Raw genomic sequence first — 20,302 nt, forward strand, 5'->3', positions numbered from 1 at the left:
AATTCGCTGTCACTTCGCTGACGCCAATAGTATCTAAGCATCGTGATGCCCGGCCTCGTGCCGGGCATCTGCTTATCTGGATTTGATTCCCAAAAGGCGCCCCGCGATGTCCTCCTCCGTCTCCCCGCTTGCCCCGAAACATGTTCCCGACATGCCCGTCATCGCGGGCGTCAGGTTGGCAACGGCCGAGGCCGGCATCCGCTACAAGAACCGCACCGACGTGCTGCTCGCCCTTCTGGACAAGGGTACCGCGGTCGCCGGCGTCTTCACCAGGTCGAAATGCCCCTCTGCACCGGTGGAATGGTGCCGCGCCAAGCTGAAGGGCGGCAAGGCGCGCGCGCTGGTCGTCAATTCCGGCAATGCCAATGCCTTTACCGGCAAGACCGGCCGGGCATCGACCGCGCTGACCGCGAAGATCGCGGCCAAGGCCGTCGGCTGCAGCGAGGGCGAGATTTTTCTCGCATCGACCGGCGTGATCGGCGAGCCCCTGGATGCGACCAAATTCGACGGCGTGCTGGGCCGTCTCGCGGAGACCGCCGAGTCCGGCGATTATCTCGCAGCGGCGAAGGCGATCATGACCACCGACACCTTCCCGAAGGTCGCAACCAGAACCGTGAAGCTCGGCAAGGCCAAGGTCACCATCAACGGCATGGCCAAGGGAGCCGGCATGATCGCGCCTGACATGGCGACGATGCTGTCGTTCATTTTCACCGACGCGCCGATCGCACCAGCCGCGCTGCAGGCGCTGCTCAAGAGCGGCGTCGAGGACACGTTCAACGCGGTGACGATCGACGGCGATACCTCGACTTCGGACACGCTGCTGGCCTTCGCGACCGGAGCGGCAGCCCAGCACGGCGCACCAAAGATCAGCCGCGCCAGCGACCCGCGCCTGAAGGCCTTCGTCAAGGCGTTCAACGAGGTGCTCGCCAATCTCGCCGAGCAGGTCGCCCGCGACGGCGAAGGCGCGCGCAAGCTGGTCGAGATCACCGTGGAAGGCGCCAAGACCAGGGCGTCGGCGCGCAAGATCGCGATGTCGATTGCGAACTCGCCGCTGGTGAAGACTGCGATCGCCGGCGAGGACGCCAATTGGGGCCGCGTAGTCATGGCGGTGGGCAAGGCCGGCGAGCCCGCCGATCGCGACAAGCTGTCGATCTCCTTCAACGGCATCCGCGTCGCCAAGAGCGGCGCGCGCGATCCGTCCTATGATGAAGCGCAGGTGTCGGAGGCGATGAAGGCACCGGAGATCGCGATCAAGGTCTCGCTCGGCCTCGGCAAGGGCCGCGACCGCGTGCTGACCTGCGACCTCACCAAGGAATATGTCGCGATCAACGGCGATTATCGCTCATAGGCGTCATGGCCGAACTCAAGCTGACATTGGTGGTGGCCTGCGCGCTCATCGACGCCGACAAGCGCGTCCTGATCGCGCAGCGCCCCGCGGGCAAGGCACTTGCCGGCCTCTGGGAGTTTCCCGGCGGCAAGCTCGAGCCGGGCGAGCGGCCGGAGCAGAGCCTCATTCGCGAGCTGCACGAGGAGCTCGGCATCACCGTCAGCGAGCCGTGCCTGGCACCGCTCACCTTCGCAAGCCACGCCTACGAGACGTTCCATTTGTTGATGCCGCTCTACATCTGCCGCCGCTGGGAAGGGATGGTGGCGGCACGCGAAGGCCAGACCCTCGCCTGGGTCCGCGCCAACAAGCTGCGCGACTATCCGATGCCGCCGGCGGACATCCCGCTGATCCCGCATTTGATCGATCTGCTGATGTGACGATGCTCTTGCATCGTCATTCCGGGGCGCGCGCAAGCGCGAACCCGGAATCTCGCGCCACAACTTCCGGATTCCGGGTTCGGGTCCTGCGGACCGCCCCGGAATGACAGTGTGTGGCTTACGTCTTCCCCGCCTTCTTCACGGCGTCCGCAAGACTCGCCTTGGCCGAGCCGGGCTTGAGCGGCTGCTGCTGGCTGGCATGCGGCGCCCAGCCGGAGAGCCAGATGATGTCGAACGTCGCGCGGATACGGCCGTCGGAATCCGCAAAGCGCTCGGCATAGACCTCGGCCATCCGCAGCATCGTCGCGCGCCGCGTCGGCGTGCGCCGCCGCTCGATCAGCACGTTGGCTGCGCCCATGCGCCGCAAATCCTGCATCAGCGCGAAGGCATTCGCGTAACGCACGACGATGCGGTCGACGTCGGTGACCGGCAGCGCAAAGCCAGCCCGCTGCAACAGCGCACCGATGTCGCGCAGGTCAGCGAACGGCGCGACGCGCGGCGATACCCCGCCCTCGCATTCGGCTTCGGCCGCGGCAAAGGCCTGCCTGAGCTCGGTGAGACTGTCGCCGCCGATCATCGCGGCGAGCAGCAGGCCGTCGGGCCTCAGCGCGCGACGGATCTGCGCGAGCACACCCGGCAAATCATTGACGAATTGCAGTGCCAGCGCAGACGCCACGAGATCGAGGCTTTCCGGCGCCAGCGGCAGCTTCTCCTCGCCCGCAGCATCGAGCTCGATCCGTTGCACGTTGCCAAAGCGCGTGCGCAGCGCCGACAGGCCGTCGCCGGGGGTCCAGAGATCGGCAACGGCGCCAAATTCGCGCATCACTGCGGCAAGCCGATCGGCCATGTCCTCGTCGACGCGATCGAGCAGGAAGCTGACAGGCCCCTGCACGCGCGCACGGGACTGCCGCACATGCAGCAGCGCACGATCAAACAGGGCGGGCGGGATTTGCGGGGTTTGCGCCATGCTGCTGGTTACGCCGATCTCGACGGGTCTGGCAATCCGTTGTGAGCGGCGCTAGCCTTCGTTCATGGAAGCCGAAACCGTCCCGTCCCGTTCCATCTCCGCCCATTGGCGTGGGGCGCTCTCGGTCGGCCAGCGCATGCTGTCACGCGTGGCAAGGCTCGCACTCGACATCGCGCTGCCGACCCTGTGCGTGTCTTGCCGCGAACCGGTCGATGGCGAGGGCGTGTGTGCGGCCTGTTGGGCAAAGCTGTCGTTCATCGCCCCGCCCTACTGCCCGCGACTTGGCATTCCCTTCGTCTATGATCCCGGCCCCGAGATGCTGTCGATGGAGGCAATTGCCAGTCCGCCCGCCTACCATCGGGCGCGCGCCGCCGTGCGCTATGACGACGTCGCACGCACGCTGGTGCATTCGCTGAAGTACCAGGACCGCACCGATCTTGCGCCCACCATGGGCCGCTGGATGGCGCGCGCAGGGCGCGAGTTGCTCAGCGAGGCCGACATGCTGGTGCCAGTGCCCCTGCATTGGCGGCGGGCCTGGCGCCGCCGCTACAACCAGTCGGGCGCTCTGGCGCGCGTGATCGAGCGCCAGAGCGGAGTCAAGGTGAAAGGCGACGTCTTGCGCCGGGTCCGCGCCACCGAGCAGCAGATTGGGCTGTCGCGCGCCCAGCGCACCACCAACGTGCAGGGCGCATTCCAGGTATCTGCCGACCACCAAGCCGAGGTACAGGGCCGGCGCATTGTCCTCATAGATGACGTCCTGACCTCCGGTGCGACACTGGATGCCTGCGCCCGGGCCTTGCTCCGCGCCAAGGCGACGCAGGTCGACGCACTGGTCTTTGCCCGGGTTGTGGAGACCGGGTCCCGTCCCATATAATTCAATCAATTCATGAAACGAGAGCGCCACCCGACATGACTGCTGCTGTCGAGATCTACACCCGGCCAGGCTGCGGCTATTGTTCCGCCGCCAGGTCGCTGTTGACCCGCAAGAAAGCCGCCTTCACCGAGTTCGACATCGCCAAGAACCCGTCGTGGCGCCAGGAGATGTATGACCGCGCCGGCGAGGGCTCGACATTCCCGCAGATCTGGATCGGCGAGACGCATGTTGGTGGCTGCGACGAGCTCTATTCGCTCGATCGCGAAGGCAAGCTCGATGCACTGCTCGAAAGCGTCAAGGCGGTCTCATGAGCCAGAATCAAGCTCAAGCGCAGGATCGTACCTTCACCGCCGCCATGGTGCAGATGCGCACCGGTCTTCTGCCTGAACCGAGTTTCGAGCAGGCGAACAAGCTGATTCGAAAGGCGGCGGCGAACGGCGCGAATTACGTGCAGACGCCCGAAGTCAGCAACATGATGCAGCTGAACCGCAAGGCGCTGTTCGATCACCTCGCCAGCGAAGAGGACGACAAGTCGCTGAAAGCCTATCGCGCACTCGCGGCCGAATTGAATATCCATCTGCATATCGGCTCGCTGGCGCTGCGCCATTCGCCGGAAAAGGCGGTCAACCGCTCCTTCCTGATCGGGCCCGACGGCAATGTGCTGGCGAGCTACGACAAGATCCACATGTTCGACATCGAGCTGCCGGACGGCGAGAGCTATCGCGAATCCGCCAACTACCAGCCGGGTGAGACGGCTGTGATCTCCGACCTGCCCTGGGGCCGCGTCGGGCTCACGATCTGCTACGACGTGCGCTTCCCCGCGCTCTATCGCGCGCTGGCAGAGGCTGGCGCGTCGTTCATCACCGTGCCCTCGGCCTTCACCCGCAAGACCGGCGAAGCGCATTGGCATGTGCTGCTGCGCTCGCGCGCAATCGAGACCGGGTGCTTCGTGTTTGCCGCGGCGCAGGCCGGGCTGCACGAGAACAAGCGCGAGACCTATGGTCACTCGCTGATCATCGATCCCTGGGGCGAGATCCTCGCCGAGGGCGATGTCGAGCCGGGCGTCATCATGGCCAAGATCGATCCGGGCAAGGTCGAGACCGCGCGCAGGGCGATTCCCTCGCTGCAACATGGCCGCCGCTTCGGCGTCGCCGATCCGAAGGCAGGCCCTGACCATCTGCACCTGGTGCGGGGATCGGCATGATACGCTATGCGCTCCGCTGCGAGCGGGACCACGAGTTCGAAAGCTGGTTCCAGAGCTCGTCAGCTTACGACCAGCAGGTCAAGCGCAAGCTCGTGACCTGCCCGATCTGCGGTTCGGCCAAGGTCGACAAGGCGATCATGGCGCCGCGCATCGTCGGCAAGAAGGGCCGCGAACGCGCCGCGCCCGAGCCGACCACGCCCGCGCCGACGACCGAGGTCGCACAGCAGACGCCGACGTCGCTGATGCTGGCGCAGGAGCGCGAGCTGCGCACCAAGCTGAAGGAGCTCCGCGATCACATCGTGAAGCATGCCGACAATGTCGGCGAGCGCTTTCCGAATGAAGCCCGCGCCATGCACTATGGCGACAAGGAGCACCGCCCGATCTATGGCGAGGCTTCGCCGGACGAGGCCAAGGCGCTGATCGACGAAGGCATCGAGGTGTCGCCGCTGCCGACGCTGCCGGAAGACAGGAACTGACGCCTCGGTGTCATTCCGGGGCACGCGCAGCGTGAACCCGGAATCTCGCGCCGCAACTTCTGGATTCCGGGTTCGATGCTGCGCATCGCCCCGGAATGACAGCTTGGGTTAGGCGCCGACCAGCACCGCGACGCCGATCACGATGAGCACGATGCCGAAAATCTCGCGCGGCGAGACCGGCTGCTTGAACGAGTAATACGCCACGGCTTGCGCGAACAGCACCTCGATCAGTGCGAGCGTGCGGACATTGGCCGCGGCAGTCAGCGCGAACGACAGGAACCAGAATTGCGAGGCGAACGCGCCCATGAAGCCGGCGAGCAGCGACGGTTTCCAGAGGCCAAGGATCGCGTGCAAGACCTTTGGCGCGCGCCACAGCAGGTAGATCGTCAGGATCAGCGTCTGCACGAACAAGCCCAGCACCAGCGTGAACGAGGACGCCGTCACGAAGGTGACCCCGGGCACCGTGATGATCGCGCCGCGGAAGCCGACGGCTGACAGTGCGAACGCTGCGGCGGCGACGAGGCCGGTGATGGTCGGCTTCAATTCGGCGAAGCTTTTCTCGCCACCGGGACGCAGCGCGGTGGTGACGACACCAACGGTCGCGATCACGATCGCCAGCACCTTGAGCCAGGTCAGGTGATCGCCGAGAAAGACGAAGCCGAAGATCGCGGTCTGAATCGCTTCGGTCTTCAGGTAAGCCGTCGTCACCACGAAGGAGCGATCGTTCATGGCGAGCAGCATCAGTCCGGTGGCGACGATCTGGCTGAGCGCACCGAGCAGCAGCCACGGCCAGAACACCGACGGCGGCATGCTGAGATGATCGCCGGAGGCGACCAGCACCACGGCGAGGAACAGCACCGAGAACGGGAAGCCGAACAGGAAGCGAATGTTGGTCGCGCCCCAGGTGCCCAGCGGCTTCGTCAGCGACCGCTGCATCGCATTGCGAGCCACCTGCCCGAGCGCAGCGATGACGGTGAAAGGAATCCAGAGGCTGGTAACGGTGAGCATGGGCGGGAGCTAGAACAGGAATCGATTGCGGCCAACCTGCAAGCTGAGGCCTGCGCGGTCAACCGCGGCGACGTCATGGGAGCGATGCCCGCGCCACAAACTCCCTGTCGTCCCTGCGAACGCAGGGACCCATACCCCAGGGAGTAGCTATGCGAAGGCTGCCAACCCGCGCATCCAACACCGTTCGCCACCGATAGATTCCGCAGGATGGGTTCCTGCGTTCACAGGGACGACAGTTGGGGGTAGGTGGTCCCGACCGCCGCCTCAAACCAGTAAGTCGCTGAGGTCACGCCATCGCGCTCGATCAGGTCGATCTTCCAGTCGCGCTTCCAGCGCTTCAGCTGCTTTTCGCGGGCAATCGCGACTTCCGCCTGCTCAAAGGCCTCGGTGTAGACAAGCCGATGCACTCCGTAGCGTTTAACGAATTCCGAACCCTTGCCGCTCCGGTGCTCTTGCAAGCGTTTCTGAAGCGAGTTGGTGATCCCGATATAAAGTGTTCCGTGATGGCGGCTCGCGAGGATGTAGACGTAATACATGCTCGGAACGCCTGTCTCGGCTAACGACTTGGGCCTGTGGTTATGGGTCCCTGCGTTCGCAGGGACGACATCGACCGTGGGGCGGATGCTCGTGTCCTATTCACAGCCAGCCTCACACCATCCCTTCCGCCACGACCATGTAGTTCACGTCCATGTCGGGGGAGAGGCTCCATTTGTCGGCGAAGGGCGAGTAGACGACGCCGGTTTGCTCGGTGATGACGAGGCGGTTGTCGAGCAGATATTTGGCGAGCTCGTCGGGGGTGACGAACTTGTTCCACTCATGGGTGCCGCGCGGCAGCCAGCGCAGCACGTATTCGGCGCCGACGATGGCGAGCGCAAAGCTCTTCCAGTTGCGGTTCAGCGTCGAGACCACCATCAGCCCGTTCGGCTTCAGCATCGCGGCGCAGCGGCTTAAGAAGACGCCGACGTCGGTGACGTGCTCCACCACCTCCATCGCCAGCACGATGTCGAAGCGCTCGCGCGGATCGACCTCCTCGACCGTTGTGCAGCGGTAGTCGATCGACAGGTGGCCCTTGTCGGCATGCAGCTTTGCGGCGGCGATGTTGCTTGCCGAGGGATCGATGCCGATGACCTGCGCCCCGAGCCGCGACAGCGGCTCGCAGAGCAGGCCCGCGCCGCAACCGATGTCGAGCACGCGCAGGCTTCCGAGGCAGTTGAGGCTGCGCACATTGCGCTCGAACTTGCGGCAGGCGGCGTCGCGGATATAGCCGAGCCGCAGCGGATTGATCTTGTGCAGCGGGGCCATCTTGCCATTGGGGTCCCACCACTCGGCGGAGAGTTTCGAGAACTTGGCGACCTCGCCGGCGTCGACGGTCGAGGCCTGGCTGCTCATCGTGGCGGTGGAACTATTCTGCTGCATGCTCATGACAACGCGCCGTCCTACCGCACGGTGATGGAATTGCGGAAGGCGAGTGGGGACGCGATGGTCTCGATCTTCTCGATCCCCTCGCCCACGCCGCGGATCGTCACATCGCCGTAGTTGAAGATGCGGCCCAGAATGCTCTGGTCGACATCCACACTTTCAACCTTGTCGAGGCTCATTTCAAAGGTCTTCCGGGTAATCAACCCGGTCTTATGCACAACCCTGAAATTGGTCACGTCGGTTTCGGTCGTGAAGCGGTGGAACCAGCCCTTCAGCATCCAGTAGAGGGCGACCAGCGCCACCAGGCCGGAGGCCGTGAGGCAGAGCAGCACGAGCGCCTCCGTGGCCGTCTGCCGGGACATCAGAAGCAGGACCAGGGCCACGATCCAGGCCAGTATCGCCGGGAAATAGAAGATCCAGTGCGCATTGGTCGAATACAGCACCTTCTCGCCGGGCTGCAGGATCTCGTCGATATAACGCGCCATAACCTCGATTAACCCATTCCCCGCCCCAACGGGTCCATCAGGAACCGGCTTGCCCCCGGCCCCGCCGCTCTGTATACGCGCGGTCGGCAGCTACCCCGCCCAGCGCGGGCCACCATACTGATCCTCAAGAGGGAATGCACGCGTCGTCATGAGCCGCCTCGTGATGAAATTCGGCGGCACGTCCGTCGCCAATATCGAACGTATCCGCAACGTCGCACGACATGTGAAGCGCGAGGTCGACGCCGGGCATGAGGTTGCCGTGGTGGTCTCGGCGATGTCCGGCAAGACCAACGAGCTGGTCGCCTGGTGCACCGAAGCTTCTCCGATGCACGATGCGCGCGAATACGACGCCGTCGTCGCCTCCGGCGAGCAGGTGACGTCGGGCTTGCTTGCCATCGTGCTCCAGAGCCTGGGCATCCAGGCCCGCTCCTGGCAGGGCTGGCAGATCCCGATCAAGACCAGCGACGCCCATGCCTCGGCCCGCATCGAGGACATCGACGGCACCGAGATCATCAACCGCTTCAAGGAGCGCAAAGAGGTCGCGGTCATCGCCGGCTTCCAGGGCATCAATCCCGAGACCGGGCGAATCACCACGCTCGGCCGCGGCGGCTCCGACACCTCGGCGGTTGCGATTGCCGCCGCCGTCAAGGCGGATCGCTGCGACATCTACACGGATGTCGATGGCGTCTACACCACCGACCCGCGGATCGTGCCGAAGGCGCGCCGGCTCGACAAGATCGCGTTCGAGGACATGCTGGAACTGGCCTCCCAGGGCGCCAAGGTGCTCCAGGTCCGCTCGGTGGAACTCGGCATGGTCCACAACATGCCGATCTTCGTCCGCTCGAGCTTCGACAAGCCCGAGGACATCGACCCGCATGCCAACCAGCCGCCCGGCACGCTGATCTGCAGCGAGGAGGAGATCATGGAAAACCACGTCGTCACCGGCATCGCCTTCTCCAAGGACGAGGCCCAGATCTCGGTGCGCCAGATCGAGGACAAGCCGGGTGTCGCCGCCTCGATCTTCGGGCCGCTCGCAGACGCCAACATCAACGTCGACATGATCGTGCAGAACGTCTCCGAGGACGGCAAGACCACCGACCTGACCTTCACGGTGCCGGCGACCGACTACGCCCGCGCCAGGGATACGATCACCGCTGCCAAGGCCAAGATCGGCTATGCGCGGCTCGACAGCGCCACCGACGTCGCCAAAATTTCCGTGATCGGCAGCGGCATGCGCAGCCATGCCGGCGTCGCTGCCCAGGCGTTCTCGGCCCTCGCGGCGCGGAATATCAACATCCGCGCCATCACAACCTCCGAGATCAAATTCTCGGTTTTGATCGACACCGCCTATACCGAGCTTGCGGTGCGGACCCTGCACACGCTCTACGGTCTCGATCAGGTTTAGACGAATTTTCTGTTAGCGGCCGCAGCAAACGCGAAGGTGTACACACCTTCGCGTTTGGCAGGCGTTTTGCTTGGCAAAACAAGCCTCAATTCGCTATACGGCGAACAGGGTGGGCTGCCGCAGACTGTGCCCCAGTTCAGGCGGTGCCGATTCGGCACAAGCGCCAGATCCCGGAGGATTTGGGCTCGTGCCGGCGCCGGACGAGCAAATTTGTTGTTTTTCTGGAGTTTTGGGCCAGCCGCCGGCTACCCCGCCGGGCCAGGCAGATGAAGGAGATTGACGGCACATGCGGAGTGCATCGGGAGGTCCCCGCGTCTTGTTGAGACGGCTCCGCGAAACCATGGCGGAGCAGGTCTCGGCCCAGGAGCGGCTGGACAAGATCGTGGTGCTGATCGCCGCCAACATGGTGGCCGAAGTGTGCTCGGTCTATGTGCTGCGCGTCGACAACACCCTCGAGCTCTACGCCACCGAAGGCCTCAACCGCGAGGCCGTGCACCATACGGTGCTGAGCGCCCATGAGGGCCTGGTCGGCCTCGTCGCCAGCGAGGCGACCCCGCTCAACCTCAGCGACGCCCAGAGCCATCCCGCCTTTTCGTTCCGTCCCGAGACCGGCGAAGAGATCTACCACTCCTTCCTCGGCGTGCCGATCCTGCGCGCCGGCAATACGCTCGGCGTGCTGGTGGTGCAGAACCGCGCCAAGCGCAATTATGTCGAGGAGGAGCTGGAGGCACTGCAGACCACCGCGATGGTGCTGGCGGAGCTGATCGCCTCGGGCGAATTGTCCGCGCTGGCCCAGCCCGGCCTCGAGCCGGCCGCGCGCCATTCCGCGCAAAAGGTCGGCGCGATCCTGTCGGAAGGCATCGCGCTCGGCCATGTCGTGCTGCACGAGCCGCGCGTCGTCATCAAGGACTACATCGCCGAGGACCTGCCGAGGGAAATCAAGCGGCTCGACACCGCTCTCGCCAAGCTGCGCTCCGACCTCGACCGCATGCTGGAGCGCGGCGACGTCGCCGAGGGCGGCGAGCACCGCGACGTGCTCGAAGCCTACCGCATGTTCGCAAACGACCAGGGCTGGTCGCACAAGCTGCACGAGGCGGTCGCGACCGGCCTCACCGCGGAAGCCGCGGTCGAGCGCGTGCAGTCCGACACCCGCGCGCGCATGCTGCGCTCCACCGATCCCTATTTGCGCGACCGCCTGCACGATCTCGAAGACCTCGGCTACCGCCTGATGCGGCAGCTCGTCGGCCAGGACCACGCGCCGTCCCGCGAGCAACTGCCCGACAACGCCATCGTCATCGCCCGCGCAATGGGCCCGGCGGCGCTGCTCGACTACGACCGCAAGCGGTTGCGCGGCATCGTGCTGGAGGAAGGCACCGCCAACTCGCATGTCTCGATCGTGGCGCGCGCGCTCGGCATCCCCGCGGTCGGCGAGGTGCCGAACGCGCCGGGTATCGCCGATCCCGGTGATGCCATCATCGTCGACGGCACCTCCGGCTCGATCTATGTGCGGCCCTCGCAGGAGATCGAGGCCGCCTATGCGGAGCGCGTCCGTTTCCGCGCGCGCCGCCAGGCGCAGTATCTGGCGCTGCGCGACCGTCCCTGCGTCACCAAGGACGGCGAGGCGGTCGAGTTGATGATCAACGCGGGCCTTGCGATCGACCTGCCCCATATCGACGACACCGGCAGTGCCGGCATCGGCCTGTTCCGCACCGAGCTGCAATTCATGGTCGGCCAGAGCCTGCCGCGCACCAGCGACCAGCTCGCGCTCTACCGCACCGTGCTCGATGCCGCCGGCACCAAGCCGGTCACCTTCCGCACCCTCGATATCGGCGGCGACAAGGCGCTGCCCTATATGGAGGCGGTGATCGAGGAAAATCCCGCGCTCGGCTGGCGCGCGATCCGGCTTGGCCTGGACCGCCCCGGCCTGCTGCGCGGCCAGATCCGCGCACTGTTGCGCGCCGGCGGCGGCCGCGCGATCCGTGTGATGTTCCCGATGATCTCGGAGGTCGGCGAATTCGATTCGGCGAAGGCGCTGGTCGAGCGCGAGCTGACCTATTTGCGCCAGCACGGCCATACGCTGCCGGAGCGCATCGACATCGGCACCATGGTCGAGGTGCCGGCGCTGCTCTACCAACTCGACGAGCTCCTGAAGAAGGTCGACTTCATCTCGGTCGGCTCCAACGATTTGTTCCAGTTCCTGTTCGCGGTCGATCGCGGCAACGCCAAGGTCTCGGAGCGGTTCGACACCATGTCGGCACCGATCCTGCGCGTGCTGCGCGAGATCGTGCGCAAGTCCAATGCCGCGAAGAAATCCGTCTCGCTGTGCGGCGAGATGGCGTCCAAGCCGATCGGCGCGCTGGCGCTGATCGCGATGGGCTACCGCTCGCTGTCACTGTCGGCGACCGCGCTCGGGCCGGTGAAGGCGATGGTCCTCGACCTCGATGCCAAGAAGGCCGGCGCGATGCTCGATCCACTCCTGGACGCGCCGACCGGCACCGTCTCGATCCGGCAGAAGCTGACGCAATTTGCCGAGGCCGAAGGGCTGTCGTTGTAGCGGGCCGGTCCGAAAGCCGTCCCGACTCGTCCCCTTTTTGCACCTGAGACTTGATCGATGTCGTCACTCCCCGAAGCCAAACTGGACGTCCTCCTTGCACATCACGCCTCCCTCGAGGCCGAATCGCTCGGCCAGCTCGCCTCCGAGCGTTATGTGCAGATCACGCGCGAGCTCGCCGAGATCGGCCCGCTCATCGACGCGGTGAAGACTTATCGGTCTGCGGTGAAGGAGCTCGCCGACACCGAGGCGCTGATCGCCGATCCCGCGACCGATGCCGAGATGCGCGGCATGGCCGAGGCCGAGCGCGACGAGCTCTCGTCCAGAATCGAGGATCTCGTGCAGAAGATCCGCGTGGCACTGCTGCCCAAGGACGCCATGGACGACCGCAACGTGATGCTGGAAATCCGCGCCGGCACCGGCGGCGACGAGGCCTCGCTATTCGCCGGCGACCTGTTCCGGATGTATGAGCGTTTTGCCGGTTTGCAGGGCTGGAAGGTCGAGGTGATCTCGGCGAGCGAGGGCACGGTCGGCGGCTACAAGGAAATCATCGCCGAGGTGCAGGGCCGCGGCGCATTCTCGAAGCTGAAGTTCGAATCCGGCGTGCACCGCGTGCAGCGCGTGCCCGACACCGAGACGCAAGGCCGCATCCACACCTCCGCCGCAACGGTCGCCGTGCTGCCCGAGGTCGAGGATGTCGATGTCGACATCAAGAACGAGGATCTGCGCATCGAGACCATGCGCGCGGGCGGCGCCGGCGGCCAGCACGTCAACAAGACGGAATCGGCGATCCGCATCACCCACATTCCGACCGGCATCGTCGTGATGATGCAGGACAGCCGATCGCAGCACAAGAACCGCGCCTCGGCGATGAACATCCTGCGCTCGCGCATCTACGACGCCGAGCGCCAGCGCGTCGAGGCGGCGCGCTCGGCCGACCGCAAGGAGAAGGTCGGCTCCGGCGACCGCAGCGAGCGCATCCGCACCTACAACTTTCCGCAGGGGCGCGTCACCGACCACCGCATCAATCTGACGCTTTACAAGCTGCCGCAGGTGATCGCGGGCGAATCGCTTGGCGAGCTGATCGATGCGCTGACCACGGAGCACCAGGCCGCCCAGCTCGCGGCGCAGGGTGCTGCGGCCTAAAGCGCGATGAGATTAGCATGAATCGTCATCGCGCTTTAGGTTGTTGTTTGAGCATGATCTTTTCGGAAAACCGCTCCACACTTTTCCGGATCATGCTCTAACGCCCCTTCGTACGGAACGACCGCAGGATCTTGCTCAGGGCCGGGCTTGCCGCGCGCAGCTCTTCAAGATGGATTTTTGAGAGCGCCCGCAGCTTCTGTTCGCCGACGGCCGTCAGCCTGAGACGGACCTTCCTGGCATCCTTCGGATCGGCAACCCGGCTGACCAGCTTGAGCTTCGTCATCCGGTCCATCAGCTCGACCGCGGTGTGATGCCGGATCAAAAGGAACCGCGCGACGTCGCCGATGCTTGCAGCGTCCGGTCCGGCATAGCCCTTGATCGCGAGCAGTGCCTGATGCTGCTGGGGCGTCAGCCCCGCGCGCTGGGCTGCGGCCTCGCTGAAGGCCAGGAAGGTTCGCAGCTGGTAGCGGAATTGCGCCAGCGCCTGATAGTCGGCCTCGCGCATCGCCACACTCTCGCGCCGCGCCGGCGTCTTCTTCGGTTGGACCATGCCGTGCCGTCCGCCTCGATCTCACCACCGCCGACAGGAGCGGAGCGTCAAGGCTAGCAAGCGGCCGGCTCCAGACCAACCGGGCGACACCGTGGATGCACAGCTATCCGCCGGCCTAAGCGCGATGAGATTAGGATGAACCGTCATCGCGCTTTAGGTTGTTGTGTGAGCATGATCTTTTCGGAAAACCGCTCCACACTTTTCCGGATCATGCTCTATTCGAAGTTGGAGAAGTTCGAGAGCAGGATCTTCACCAGGATGATCTGGAACGCGATCGGGATACGCACGCTTCTTCGCCGGATCGACCGCTGCAACGCGCCCGCAATCTCGGTGCTGGAGAGAGCGCCGGAGGCGGCGTTGGCGATCAGCCGCGTCCACATCTCCGACAGTGATCCGCCGGGCCGGATCGTCGGCTTGATCGTGACGCCACAGCCCTGCGCCCAGGCGATGATCTCGCGTGTCGTGTGAGGGCCGCAATTGCGCGCGGTCGCAAGACGCTCGGCGGTCAGCGCGAGCAGCAGCTCGCGTGACGGCGACCAGCTGCCCTTCGGCGGCTGCTCACCCGTCAGCTCGACTGCAAGCTCCTTGAGCACGTTCTGGGCACGCACGCTCAGCGTCTTCATCGGACCGGGCGCAGGGTTCGACTGACCGGCCGGCGTGCTGCGCCAGCCGTCCGGCCGATTGCGCGCGTCCGGGTTGCGTAGCGCGTCGAGCGCCTGCGGCATCATCCGCTGGCCCTCGCCGTCGCCCGCAGTCCGGCCCGACTCCCGCGGCCAGGATCGCCGCTTCCTGGCCCTCGCCGTTCTCGTTTGCCGCGTCATCTCGCCTGCCAAACCCAGAAGTCACGTACTCATAAAGACTAATATATATCGTTATGCGATATGTTTTTGCGAGACAATTTTCGTCGTCCTACGAAAGGCGAAATTGACAGCGAGCCATCACAAGCAATGCTTGCGGCAAGAGCTACACGGGGATGTGACACGACGCGTTCGGCTGGTGAGACCGGATGAGCGCGGCAAACGGTCACGTCCCCCGAACAAACATGCTCGGGAGGAACTTGATCATGACGAACAGCTTCATCAGCCGCGGCTTGAATTCCAGACTTTCGCGCCGGCGCTTGCTGCAAGGCAGTGCCGGCATCATCGGCGGCTCGCTGCTGCCGGCGATGCCCGCCCTCGCCGACGACAAGCCCGCGCTCGGCACCTATCCGGCGGGCGCCTCCGGCTCGTCTGTCTTCATCGGCATCTCCGTGCCGCGCACCGGCACCTATGCGGTGCAGGGCGAGGACGAGCTCAAGGGCTATCAGCTCGCGATCGAGCACATCAACAGCGGGCATGATCTGATCAAGAAGATCTCGCCCAAGACGACCAAGGGCGTGCTGGGCAAGGAACTGAAATTCGGCGTCGCCGATTCTGCCGCCAAGCCCAACGAGGCGGTGCAGGCGCAGCAGCGCTTCATCAGCGAGAACAAGGCGATCATGATCACCGGCGGCACGTCGAGCGCGGTCGCGGTCGCACTGAACAAGCTCGCGCAGCGTGAGAAGGTGATCTTCGTCTGCGGCATCTCCGGCTCCAACGATACCACCGGCAAGGATTGCGTCCGCTACGGCTTCCGTCAGGACTTCTTCGGCCAGACGGCCGCCGCGGCAATTGGACCTGTAATGGTCAAGGCCTTCGGCAAGAATAAGAAAGCGGCTTACCTCACGCCGGACTACACGTATGGTCACACCGTGACCAAGTCGATGCAGGACTTTCTCGCGGGCGCCGGCTGGACCACCGCGACGAACCAGGTCGCGCCGCTGGGCGCTCCCGACTATTCCTCATACCTGCTCAACGTCGCGAACTCCGGCGCCGACGTGCTCATCAACGTCAACTGGGGACACGATGCCGTGCTCTCGACCCAGCAGGCCAAGCAGTTCGGCGTGCTCGACAAGATGAAGCTCGTGATTCCCTACCAGGTGCCGTTCATCGCGCGCGAAACCGGCGGCCTGATGCAGGGCGTCTACGCCGCGACCGACTATTGGTGGACGATCGAGGACAAGTTCCCGCTCGCCAAGATGTTCAACGACGCCTTCGCGGCGAAGTACGGCTACAAGCCGGAATGGGGCGCAGAGAACGCCTATATCAGCTTCGCGCACTGGGCCCACATGTGCGAGGAAGCCGGCAGCTTCTATCCGCCTGACGTCATCAAGGCCTATGAGAAGGGCGAAACCCTCCCCTCTTTCGTCGGCGACGTCCACTATCGCGCGGAAGATCATCAGTGCGTCCGCCCTGTCATCATCGTCAAGGGCAAGATGGAAAAGGACATGAAGAACAAGGAGGACTATTACGACGTCGTCGAGATCGTCCCCGGTGAGGGCCTGATGCAGAAGCCGGACGCGTTCGGCTGCCATCTCGGCGAATACTCGTGAACCTGGGTTGACCCCTATGACGCCGCAGGCAGTTGCCACGCCTGCGGCGTCAGCCTTTTGCGGATCGGCGCGTCGGTCCGCGCGGCTCGGAATCAAGACGCATTCATGATCAGTTGGCCCAATCTCATCTCCCAGCTCTTCAACGGGCTCGCGCTCGGCGCGCTGCTCGCACTGATCAGCTCGGGCCTGACCATCATCTACGGCACGCTCGGCGTATTGAACCTCGCGCATGGTGCGATGTTCATGATCGGCGGCTACGCCGGCTTCGTCGCCTTTCAGTACACCCACTCGTTCATCCTCGCCGTCATCGCGGGCTCGCTGTTCGTGATGCTGCTCGGGGTCGCGATGGAGCGGGTGATCATCCGCCATTTCTACCAGCGTCCGCATGAAGACCAGCTTCTCGTCACCTTTGGCCTTGGCATCTGCTTCGTCGAGATCGTGCGGCTGATCTTTTCCAGCCAGTCGCAGATCGTCCCACCGCCACCCCTGTTCCAGGGCATCACCAATCTCGGCTTCATGTACTATCCGACCTATCGCCTCGCCGTGGTCGGCATCGTCGCGATCGCGCTCGGCGCGCTGTTCCTCGTGCTCTACCGGACCCGGCTCGGCATGATCGTGCGTGCCGGCATCGAGGATTCCGTGATGGTGGATTCGCTCGGCATCGATGTCTATCGCGTCTTCATGGTCGTGTTCGGCATCGGCGCGATGGCCGCCGGCTTTGCCGGCATCATCAACGCGCCGGTGGTGTCGCTGACACCTGGCGTTGGCGACGACATTCTGGTCGAGACCTTCGTGGTGGTGGTGATCGGCGGCGTCGGCTCGTTCCCGGGCGCCATTCTGGGCGGCCTGATCGCCGGCGAGATCATCAGCGTCACCTCCATGTTCAACCCCGGCTATGCCTATGTGATGCTGTTTGCTGCGATGACGCTCGTGCTCGTGGTGCGACCGCATGGCTTGCTCGGCGTGCAGGGGCGCGAATGAGAAACGCTCTGATGTCCAAGCAAGCGAAGTCCAGGCAGCTTCCCTATCTGATCGAGATCCTGACGGCGGCCGGCCTGATCGTCGCGCCCGTCGTGCTGCCTCATCTTGGCTTTGCGCCGAACACGGTGAACCGGATCCTGGTCTGGGGTCTGTTCGGCCTCGGCTTCGACATCCTGTTCGGCTTCACTGGCCTTTTGTCATTCGGTCAATCCGCCTTCTACGGCACCGGAGGCTTCGTCGCCGCCTGGCTTCTGACCCGCGCCGGCTTCGGCAACGTGCTGGGCGCGCTGATCATTGGCATGATCGCCGCGGCAGCGACCGGCTACCTCGTCGGATTGATCGCCTTGCGCCGCACCGGCATCTACTTCGCCATGATCACGGTGGCGATCGCCGAAGTGTTCTTCTTCGTCGAGTTCAATCCGCTGGCCGACTTCACCGGCGGCGAGAACGGCCTGCCGGGCGTGCCAACACCGAGCTTCAATCTCGGCTTCACCACGCTGCACTTCGCCGACGGTTGGTCGCTCTACCAGTTCATCGCGCTCTGCTACTTCATCGGCATCGTGATCGCGCTCAGGATCGTGCGCTCGCCGGTCGGCGCGATCTTCAGCGCGATCCGCGACAATCCGCTGCGTGCCACCGCGGTTGGCCACAACATCCACGGCTACAAGCTGACCGCCTTCGTGATTGCCGCCGCCTATGCCGGCTTCGCCGGCGGGCTGCTCGGCGTGCTGCAAGCCTTCATGCCGCCGGACGCGTTCACGTTCGACACCTCCGGGCAGCTCGTGATGCAGACCGCGATCGGCGGCCGCGGCACGCTGTTCGGCCCACTGGTCGGCGCCGCCGTCTGGCTGTTCCTCCAGGATTTCCTGCAGGCCGCGATGGGATTAGGCGCCGCCTGGAAGCTCGTGCTGGGCGTCGTCTTCGTGGCTTTGGTCTGCTTTCTGCGTGGCGGCATCGTCGGCGGCCTCATCGATCTCTACCGCTTCGTCACGGGCAAGCGCGCCGCCGCTCCGGCCGAGGAAGCGCCAGCAGTCGTGGACCCGCAGGCCGCGGAGGCCGAAATAGCGGAACGAGCGCCTGTCGTTCCTGCACCGGCGGGCCGCCATTCGGGTCCAATCCTTCAAGCCACCGGCCTGACCAAGCGCTATGGCGGCCTCGTCGCCAACAGCGATATCGACTTCAGCGTCAATCACGGCGAGCTGCGCGGCATCATCGGCCCCAACGGGGCCGGCAAGTCGACCTTCTTCAAGATGCTGACCTGCGAGATTGCACCGACCTCGGGCCGCATCATCTTCGAAGGCCGCGACATCACCGGACAGCGCATCGCCGACGTCTGCCAGCTTGGGCTCACCAAGAGCTATCAGGTCAACCAGCTCTTCGCCGGCCTGACGGTGCGGCAGAACTTGACGATCGCGGCGCTCGCCAAATTGCGCGGCAAGTTCCGCCTCGACCTGTTCCGCAAGCCCTCCAGCGTGAAAGGCCTGTCCGAGCAGGTGGAGCACACGCTCGCGCTGGTCAATCTGGCCGCGCGGGCCGACACGCCGGTTGCCGAGCTCGCCTATGGCGAAAAGCGCCGGCTGGAGATCGGGCTCGCGCTCGCAACCTCGCCTCGCCTGTTGCTGCTCGACGAGCCGCTTGCGGGCATGAGCCCGCGCGAGAGGGTCGAGACCGTCCGCCTGCTCAAGGCCATCGCGCGCGACCGCACCATGATCATCATCGACCACGACATGGATTCGCTGTTCGAGCTGGTCGAGCGCGTTACCGTGCTCCAGGAGGGCCGTGTGCTGCTCGAGGGCACGCCGGAGGAGATCAGGACCAACGCTGCCGTGCAGGAAGCCTATCTCGGCGGCGTGCATGGAGAGATCGCCGCATGAGCCTGATCGAGGTCAATGGCCTGAACAGCTATTACGGGGACTCCCACATCCTGTTCGACGTCGCCATGCGCGTCGAGCGGCACGAGGTCGTCGCCCTGCTCGGCCGTAACGGCGCCGGCAAGAGCACCACGTTGAAGAGCCTGATGGGCGTGGTGACGCCGCGCAGCGGCACCGTGATCTTCGACGGCACCGACATCGCCGGGCGCCGCAGCCACAGGATTGCTCGGGCCGGCATGCAGCTCGTCCACGAGGAGCGCCGTATCTTCGGCAGCCTCAGCGTCGAGGAGAACATCGTCATTGCCGGCTTCACCGCGGAGAATCGCTGGCCGCTCGATCGTATCTACGAGATGTTTCCGCGGCTGAAAGAGCGGCGCGGCAATCGCGGCAACGAGCTCTCGGGCGGCGAACAGCAGATGCTGGCGATCGCGCGCGCGCTGGTGCGCGATCCCAAGATCATCCTGCTGGACGAGCCGTTCGAAGGGCTTGCCCCCGTGATCGTCCGAGATCTCGTCAAAGCATGCGGCGATCTCGCCGCAGCCGGCCAGACCATCGTGCTGGTCGAACAAAATCTTGCGGCAACGCTGGCACTCGCCAAGCGCATCTACATCATCAACAACGGCCACATCGTGCACGAGGGGCCGGCCCAGGAATTGAAGGCGCAGCCGCAACTCCTGCAACGCTGGCTCGGCGTATGATCCGCCGTACCGGATCAACCGCCGAGCGCGGCCATCAGCCGCCTGGCGTGGTCGGCCAGCACCGCGGGATCCTCCTGTCGCGTCTGCGGCGGCAGCAATTCGACGCCTGCCCTGACCGGCATGACGTGCATGTGCAGATGCATGACCACCTGCCCGCTGGCGGGCTCACTGAATTGCTGGATAATGATGCCCTCGGCGGCGAACGCCTTCATCGCCGCGATCGCGATCCGCCTGGCCGCACGTGCCACCTCGGCAAGGTCGTCCTCGGCGATGTCCAGGATACCGCGCGCGGGCGCCTTGGGGATCACCAGGGTATGGCCGGGCGAGCGCGGCATGATGTCGAGAAAGGCCAGCACACGATCGTTCTCGTAGACCTTGAGGCAGGGAATTTCGCCGCGCAATATCTTTGCGAACACATTCTGATCGTCATAGGTCGTCATGGCTGTCACCGTGCGTTTTCGCCGATCAAACGCGACCGCTTCCGTTGACGCAA

At 64.9% G+C, this 20,302-nt stretch carries 21 protein-coding genes; 13 read left to right on the forward strand and 8 right to left on the reverse strand.

Annotated features, from left to right (window positions below; translation table 11 throughout):
* The first annotated feature begins 106 nt into the window (after nt 1-106).
* A complete protein-coding gene (argJ, locus tag SO156_RS30345; RefSeq protein WP_498537324.1) occupies nt 107-1,348 on the forward strand; it encodes a bifunctional glutamate N-acetyltransferase/amino-acid acetyltransferase ArgJ in 1,242 nt (413 codons plus the stop codon).
* 5 nt (nt 1,349-1,353) lie between these two features.
* Nucleotides 1,354-1,764, forward strand: a complete 411-nt coding sequence (locus tag SO156_RS30350; protein WP_498537325.1) for a (deoxy)nucleoside triphosphate pyrophosphohydrolase — start codon at nt 1,354-1,356, stop codon at nt 1,762-1,764.
* A gap of 118 nt (nt 1,765-1,882) precedes the next feature.
* Here SO156_RS30350 and SO156_RS30355 read toward each other — a convergent pair whose 3' ends face one another.
* On the reverse strand, nt 1,883-2,731 hold the full coding sequence (locus SO156_RS30355) for a methyltransferase domain-containing protein (protein WP_498537326.1): 849 nt from the start codon (nt 2,729-2,731) through the stop codon (nt 1,883-1,885).
* 64 nt (nt 2,732-2,795) lie between these two features.
* On the opposite strand from SO156_RS30355, the gene SO156_RS30360 reads away from it, so the two are divergent.
* The 4 genes from SO156_RS30360 to SO156_RS30375 are packed head-to-tail and all read left to right on the forward strand — an operon-like array spanning nt 2,796 to nt 5,285.
* Nucleotides 2,796-3,605 (forward strand): ComF family protein, encoded by an 810-nt coding sequence (locus SO156_RS30360; protein WP_498537327.1) that lies wholly within the window; start codon nt 2,796-2,798, stop codon nt 3,603-3,605.
* Nucleotides 3,606-3,640: 35 nt separating this feature from the next.
* The gene (grxC, locus tag SO156_RS30365; protein WP_458148297.1) at nt 3,641-3,916 is read left to right on the forward strand and encodes a glutaredoxin 3; all 276 of its coding nucleotides are present in this window, start codon (nt 3,641-3,643) and stop codon (nt 3,914-3,916) included.
* Nucleotides 3,913-4,809 (forward strand): carbon-nitrogen hydrolase family protein, encoded by an 897-nt coding sequence (locus SO156_RS30370; protein ID WP_458148298.1) that lies wholly within the window; start codon nt 3,913-3,915, stop codon nt 4,807-4,809. Before grxC ends, SO156_RS30370 begins: the two co-directional genes overlap by 4 nt.
* Entirely contained in the window at nt 4,806-5,285 is a 480-nt protein-coding gene (locus SO156_RS30375) for a DUF1178 family protein (RefSeq protein WP_458148299.1), read from the forward strand. Before SO156_RS30370 ends, SO156_RS30375 begins: the two co-directional genes overlap by 4 nt.
* A 108-nt stretch (nt 5,286-5,393) precedes the next feature.
* Here the strand turns inward: SO156_RS30375 and SO156_RS30380 are convergent, their stop codons facing one another.
* The 4 genes from SO156_RS30380 to SO156_RS30395 form a co-directional block, all read right to left on the reverse strand.
* A complete protein-coding gene (locus SO156_RS30380; RefSeq protein WP_458148300.1) occupies nt 5,394-6,293 on the reverse strand; it encodes an EamA family transporter in 900 nt (299 codons plus the stop codon).
* Between the two features lie 221 nt (nt 6,294-6,514).
* Nucleotides 6,515-6,829 carry a GIY-YIG nuclease family protein gene (locus SO156_RS30385; RefSeq protein WP_498537328.1) on the reverse strand — a complete coding sequence of 105 codons (315 nt, stop codon included), beginning with the start codon at nt 6,827-6,829 and terminating at the stop codon, nt 6,515-6,517.
* A gap of 112 nt (nt 6,830-6,941) precedes the next feature.
* Entirely contained in the window at nt 6,942-7,715 is a 774-nt protein-coding gene (ubiG, locus tag SO156_RS30390) for a bifunctional 2-polyprenyl-6-hydroxyphenol methylase/3-demethylubiquinol 3-O-methyltransferase UbiG (protein WP_458148302.1), read from the reverse strand.
* A gap of 14 nt (nt 7,716-7,729) precedes the next feature.
* Nucleotides 7,730-8,197, reverse strand: coding sequence for a PH domain-containing protein (locus SO156_RS30395; RefSeq protein ID WP_498537329.1), 468 nt, complete (start codon nt 8,195-8,197; stop codon nt 7,730-7,732).
* Nucleotides 8,198-8,345: 148 nt separating this feature from the next.
* Here SO156_RS30395 and SO156_RS30400 point away from each other — a divergent pair, with 148 nt between their 5' ends.
* The 3 genes from SO156_RS30400 to prfA all read left to right on the forward strand — a co-directional run bounded on the left by SO156_RS30400 (nt 8,346) and on the right by prfA (nt 13,299).
* The gene (locus SO156_RS30400; RefSeq protein ID WP_458148304.1) at nt 8,346-9,602 is read left to right on the forward strand and encodes an aspartate kinase; all 1,257 of its coding nucleotides are present in this window, start codon (nt 8,346-8,348) and stop codon (nt 9,600-9,602) included.
* 286 nt (nt 9,603-9,888) lie between these two features.
* The gene (gene ptsP / locus SO156_RS30405) at nt 9,889-12,156 is read left to right on the forward strand and encodes a phosphoenolpyruvate--protein phosphotransferase (protein ID WP_458148305.1); all 2,268 of its coding nucleotides are present in this window, start codon (nt 9,889-9,891) and stop codon (nt 12,154-12,156) included.
* 57 nt (nt 12,157-12,213) lie between these two features.
* A complete protein-coding gene (gene prfA, locus SO156_RS30410) occupies nt 12,214-13,299 on the forward strand; it encodes a peptide chain release factor 1 (RefSeq protein ID WP_498537330.1) in 1,086 nt (361 codons plus the stop codon).
* Nucleotides 13,300-13,396: 97 nt separating this feature from the next.
* On the opposite strand, the gene SO156_RS30415 is transcribed toward prfA, so the two are convergent.
* Both SO156_RS30415 and SO156_RS30420 read right to left on the reverse strand, forming a co-directional pair.
* Nucleotides 13,397-13,804 (reverse strand): MarR family winged helix-turn-helix transcriptional regulator, encoded by a 408-nt coding sequence (locus tag SO156_RS30415; RefSeq protein ID WP_498537331.1) that lies wholly within the window; start codon nt 13,802-13,804, stop codon nt 13,397-13,399.
* Nucleotides 13,805-14,064: 260 nt separating this feature from the next.
* Complete coding sequence (locus SO156_RS30420; RefSeq protein ID WP_498537332.1) at nt 14,065-14,577, reverse strand: hypothetical protein; 513 nt, start codon at nt 14,575-14,577, stop codon at nt 14,065-14,067.
* A gap of 335 nt (nt 14,578-14,912) precedes the next feature.
* On the opposite strand from SO156_RS30420, the gene SO156_RS30425 reads away from it, so the two are divergent.
* From SO156_RS30425 to SO156_RS30440, 4 genes are all read left to right on the forward strand, one after another.
* A complete protein-coding gene (locus SO156_RS30425) occupies nt 14,913-16,259 on the forward strand; it encodes a substrate-binding protein (protein ID WP_458148309.1) in 1,347 nt (448 codons plus the stop codon).
* 105 nt (nt 16,260-16,364) lie between these two features.
* Nucleotides 16,365-17,240 (forward strand): branched-chain amino acid ABC transporter permease, encoded by an 876-nt coding sequence (locus SO156_RS30430; protein ID WP_498537333.1) that lies wholly within the window; start codon nt 16,365-16,367, stop codon nt 17,238-17,240.
* An 11-nt stretch (nt 17,241-17,251) separates the two neighbouring features.
* Entirely contained in the window at nt 17,252-19,114 is a 1,863-nt protein-coding gene (locus SO156_RS30435; protein ID WP_458148311.1) for a branched-chain amino acid ABC transporter ATP-binding protein/permease, read from the forward strand.
* Nucleotides 19,111-19,809 (forward strand): ABC transporter ATP-binding protein, encoded by a 699-nt coding sequence (locus tag SO156_RS30440; protein ID WP_458148312.1) that lies wholly within the window; start codon nt 19,111-19,113, stop codon nt 19,807-19,809. The genes SO156_RS30435 and SO156_RS30440 overlap by 4 nt, the downstream gene beginning before the upstream one ends.
* Before the next feature lie 14 nt (nt 19,810-19,823).
* Here the strand turns inward: SO156_RS30440 and SO156_RS30445 are convergent, their stop codons facing one another.
* Nucleotides 19,824-20,249 (reverse strand): HIT domain-containing protein, encoded by a 426-nt coding sequence (locus SO156_RS30445; RefSeq protein ID WP_458148313.1) that lies wholly within the window; start codon nt 20,247-20,249, stop codon nt 19,824-19,826.
* Nucleotides 20,250-20,302: the final 53 nt, after the last annotated feature.

The sequence above is a fragment of the Bradyrhizobium sp. UFLA05-125 genome, from assembly GCF_059803515.1.

Bases quoted from the DNA above. Each gene is read 5' to 3' on its own strand.
- SO156_RS30395 (WP_498537329.1), bottom strand. From the start codon at position 8,197: ATGGCGCGTTATATCGACGAGATCCTGCAGCCCGGCGAGAAGGTGCTG.
- SO156_RS30425 (WP_458148309.1), top strand. From the start codon at position 14,913: ATGACGAACAGCTTCATCAGCCGCGGCTTGAATTCCAGACTTTCGCGC.
- SO156_RS30385 (WP_498537328.1), bottom strand. From the start codon at position 6,829: ATGTATTACGTCTACATCCTCGCGAGCCGCCATCACGGAACACTTTAT.
- SO156_RS30415 (WP_498537331.1), bottom strand. From the start codon at position 13,804: ATGCGCGAGGCCGACTATCAGGCGCTGGCGCAATTCCGCTACCAGCTG.
- SO156_RS30430 (WP_498537333.1), top strand. From the start codon at position 16,365: ATGATCAGTTGGCCCAATCTCATCTCCCAGCTCTTCAACGGGCTCGCG.
- SO156_RS30420 (WP_498537332.1), bottom strand. From the start codon at position 14,577: ATGATGCCGCAGGCGCTCGACGCGCTACGCAACCCGGACGCGCGCAAT.
- SO156_RS30440 (WP_458148312.1), top strand. From the start codon at position 19,111: ATGAGCCTGATCGAGGTCAATGGCCTGAACAGCTATTACGGGGACTCC.
- SO156_RS30370 (WP_458148298.1), top strand. From the start codon at position 3,913: ATGAGCCAGAATCAAGCTCAAGCGCAGGATCGTACCTTCACCGCCGCC.
- argJ (WP_498537324.1), top strand. From the start codon at position 107: ATGTCCTCCTCCGTCTCCCCGCTTGCCCCGAAACATGTTCCCGACATG.
- SO156_RS30445 (WP_458148313.1), bottom strand. From the start codon at position 20,249: ATGACGACCTATGACGATCAGAATGTGTTCGCAAAGATATTGCGCGGC.
- ubiG (WP_458148302.1), bottom strand. From the start codon at position 7,715: ATGAGCATGCAGCAGAATAGTTCCACCGCCACGATGAGCAGCCAGGCC.
- SO156_RS30435 (WP_458148311.1), top strand. From the start codon at position 17,252: ATGTCCAAGCAAGCGAAGTCCAGGCAGCTTCCCTATCTGATCGAGATC.
- SO156_RS30350 (WP_498537325.1), top strand. From the start codon at position 1,354: ATGGCCGAACTCAAGCTGACATTGGTGGTGGCCTGCGCGCTCATCGAC.
- prfA (WP_498537330.1), top strand. From the start codon at position 12,214: ATGTCGTCACTCCCCGAAGCCAAACTGGACGTCCTCCTTGCACATCAC.
- grxC (WP_458148297.1), top strand. From the start codon at position 3,641: ATGACTGCTGCTGTCGAGATCTACACCCGGCCAGGCTGCGGCTATTGT.
- SO156_RS30380 (WP_458148300.1), bottom strand. From the start codon at position 6,293: ATGCTCACCGTTACCAGCCTCTGGATTCCTTTCACCGTCATCGCTGCG.
- SO156_RS30360 (WP_498537327.1), top strand. From the start codon at position 2,796: ATGGAAGCCGAAACCGTCCCGTCCCGTTCCATCTCCGCCCATTGGCGT.
- ptsP (WP_458148305.1), top strand. From the start codon at position 9,889: ATGCGGAGTGCATCGGGAGGTCCCCGCGTCTTGTTGAGACGGCTCCGC.
- SO156_RS30355 (WP_498537326.1), bottom strand. From the start codon at position 2,731: ATGGCGCAAACCCCGCAAATCCCGCCCGCCCTGTTTGATCGTGCGCTG.
- SO156_RS30400 (WP_458148304.1), top strand. From the start codon at position 8,346: ATGAGCCGCCTCGTGATGAAATTCGGCGGCACGTCCGTCGCCAATATC.
- SO156_RS30375 (WP_458148299.1), top strand. From the start codon at position 4,806: ATGATACGCTATGCGCTCCGCTGCGAGCGGGACCACGAGTTCGAAAGC.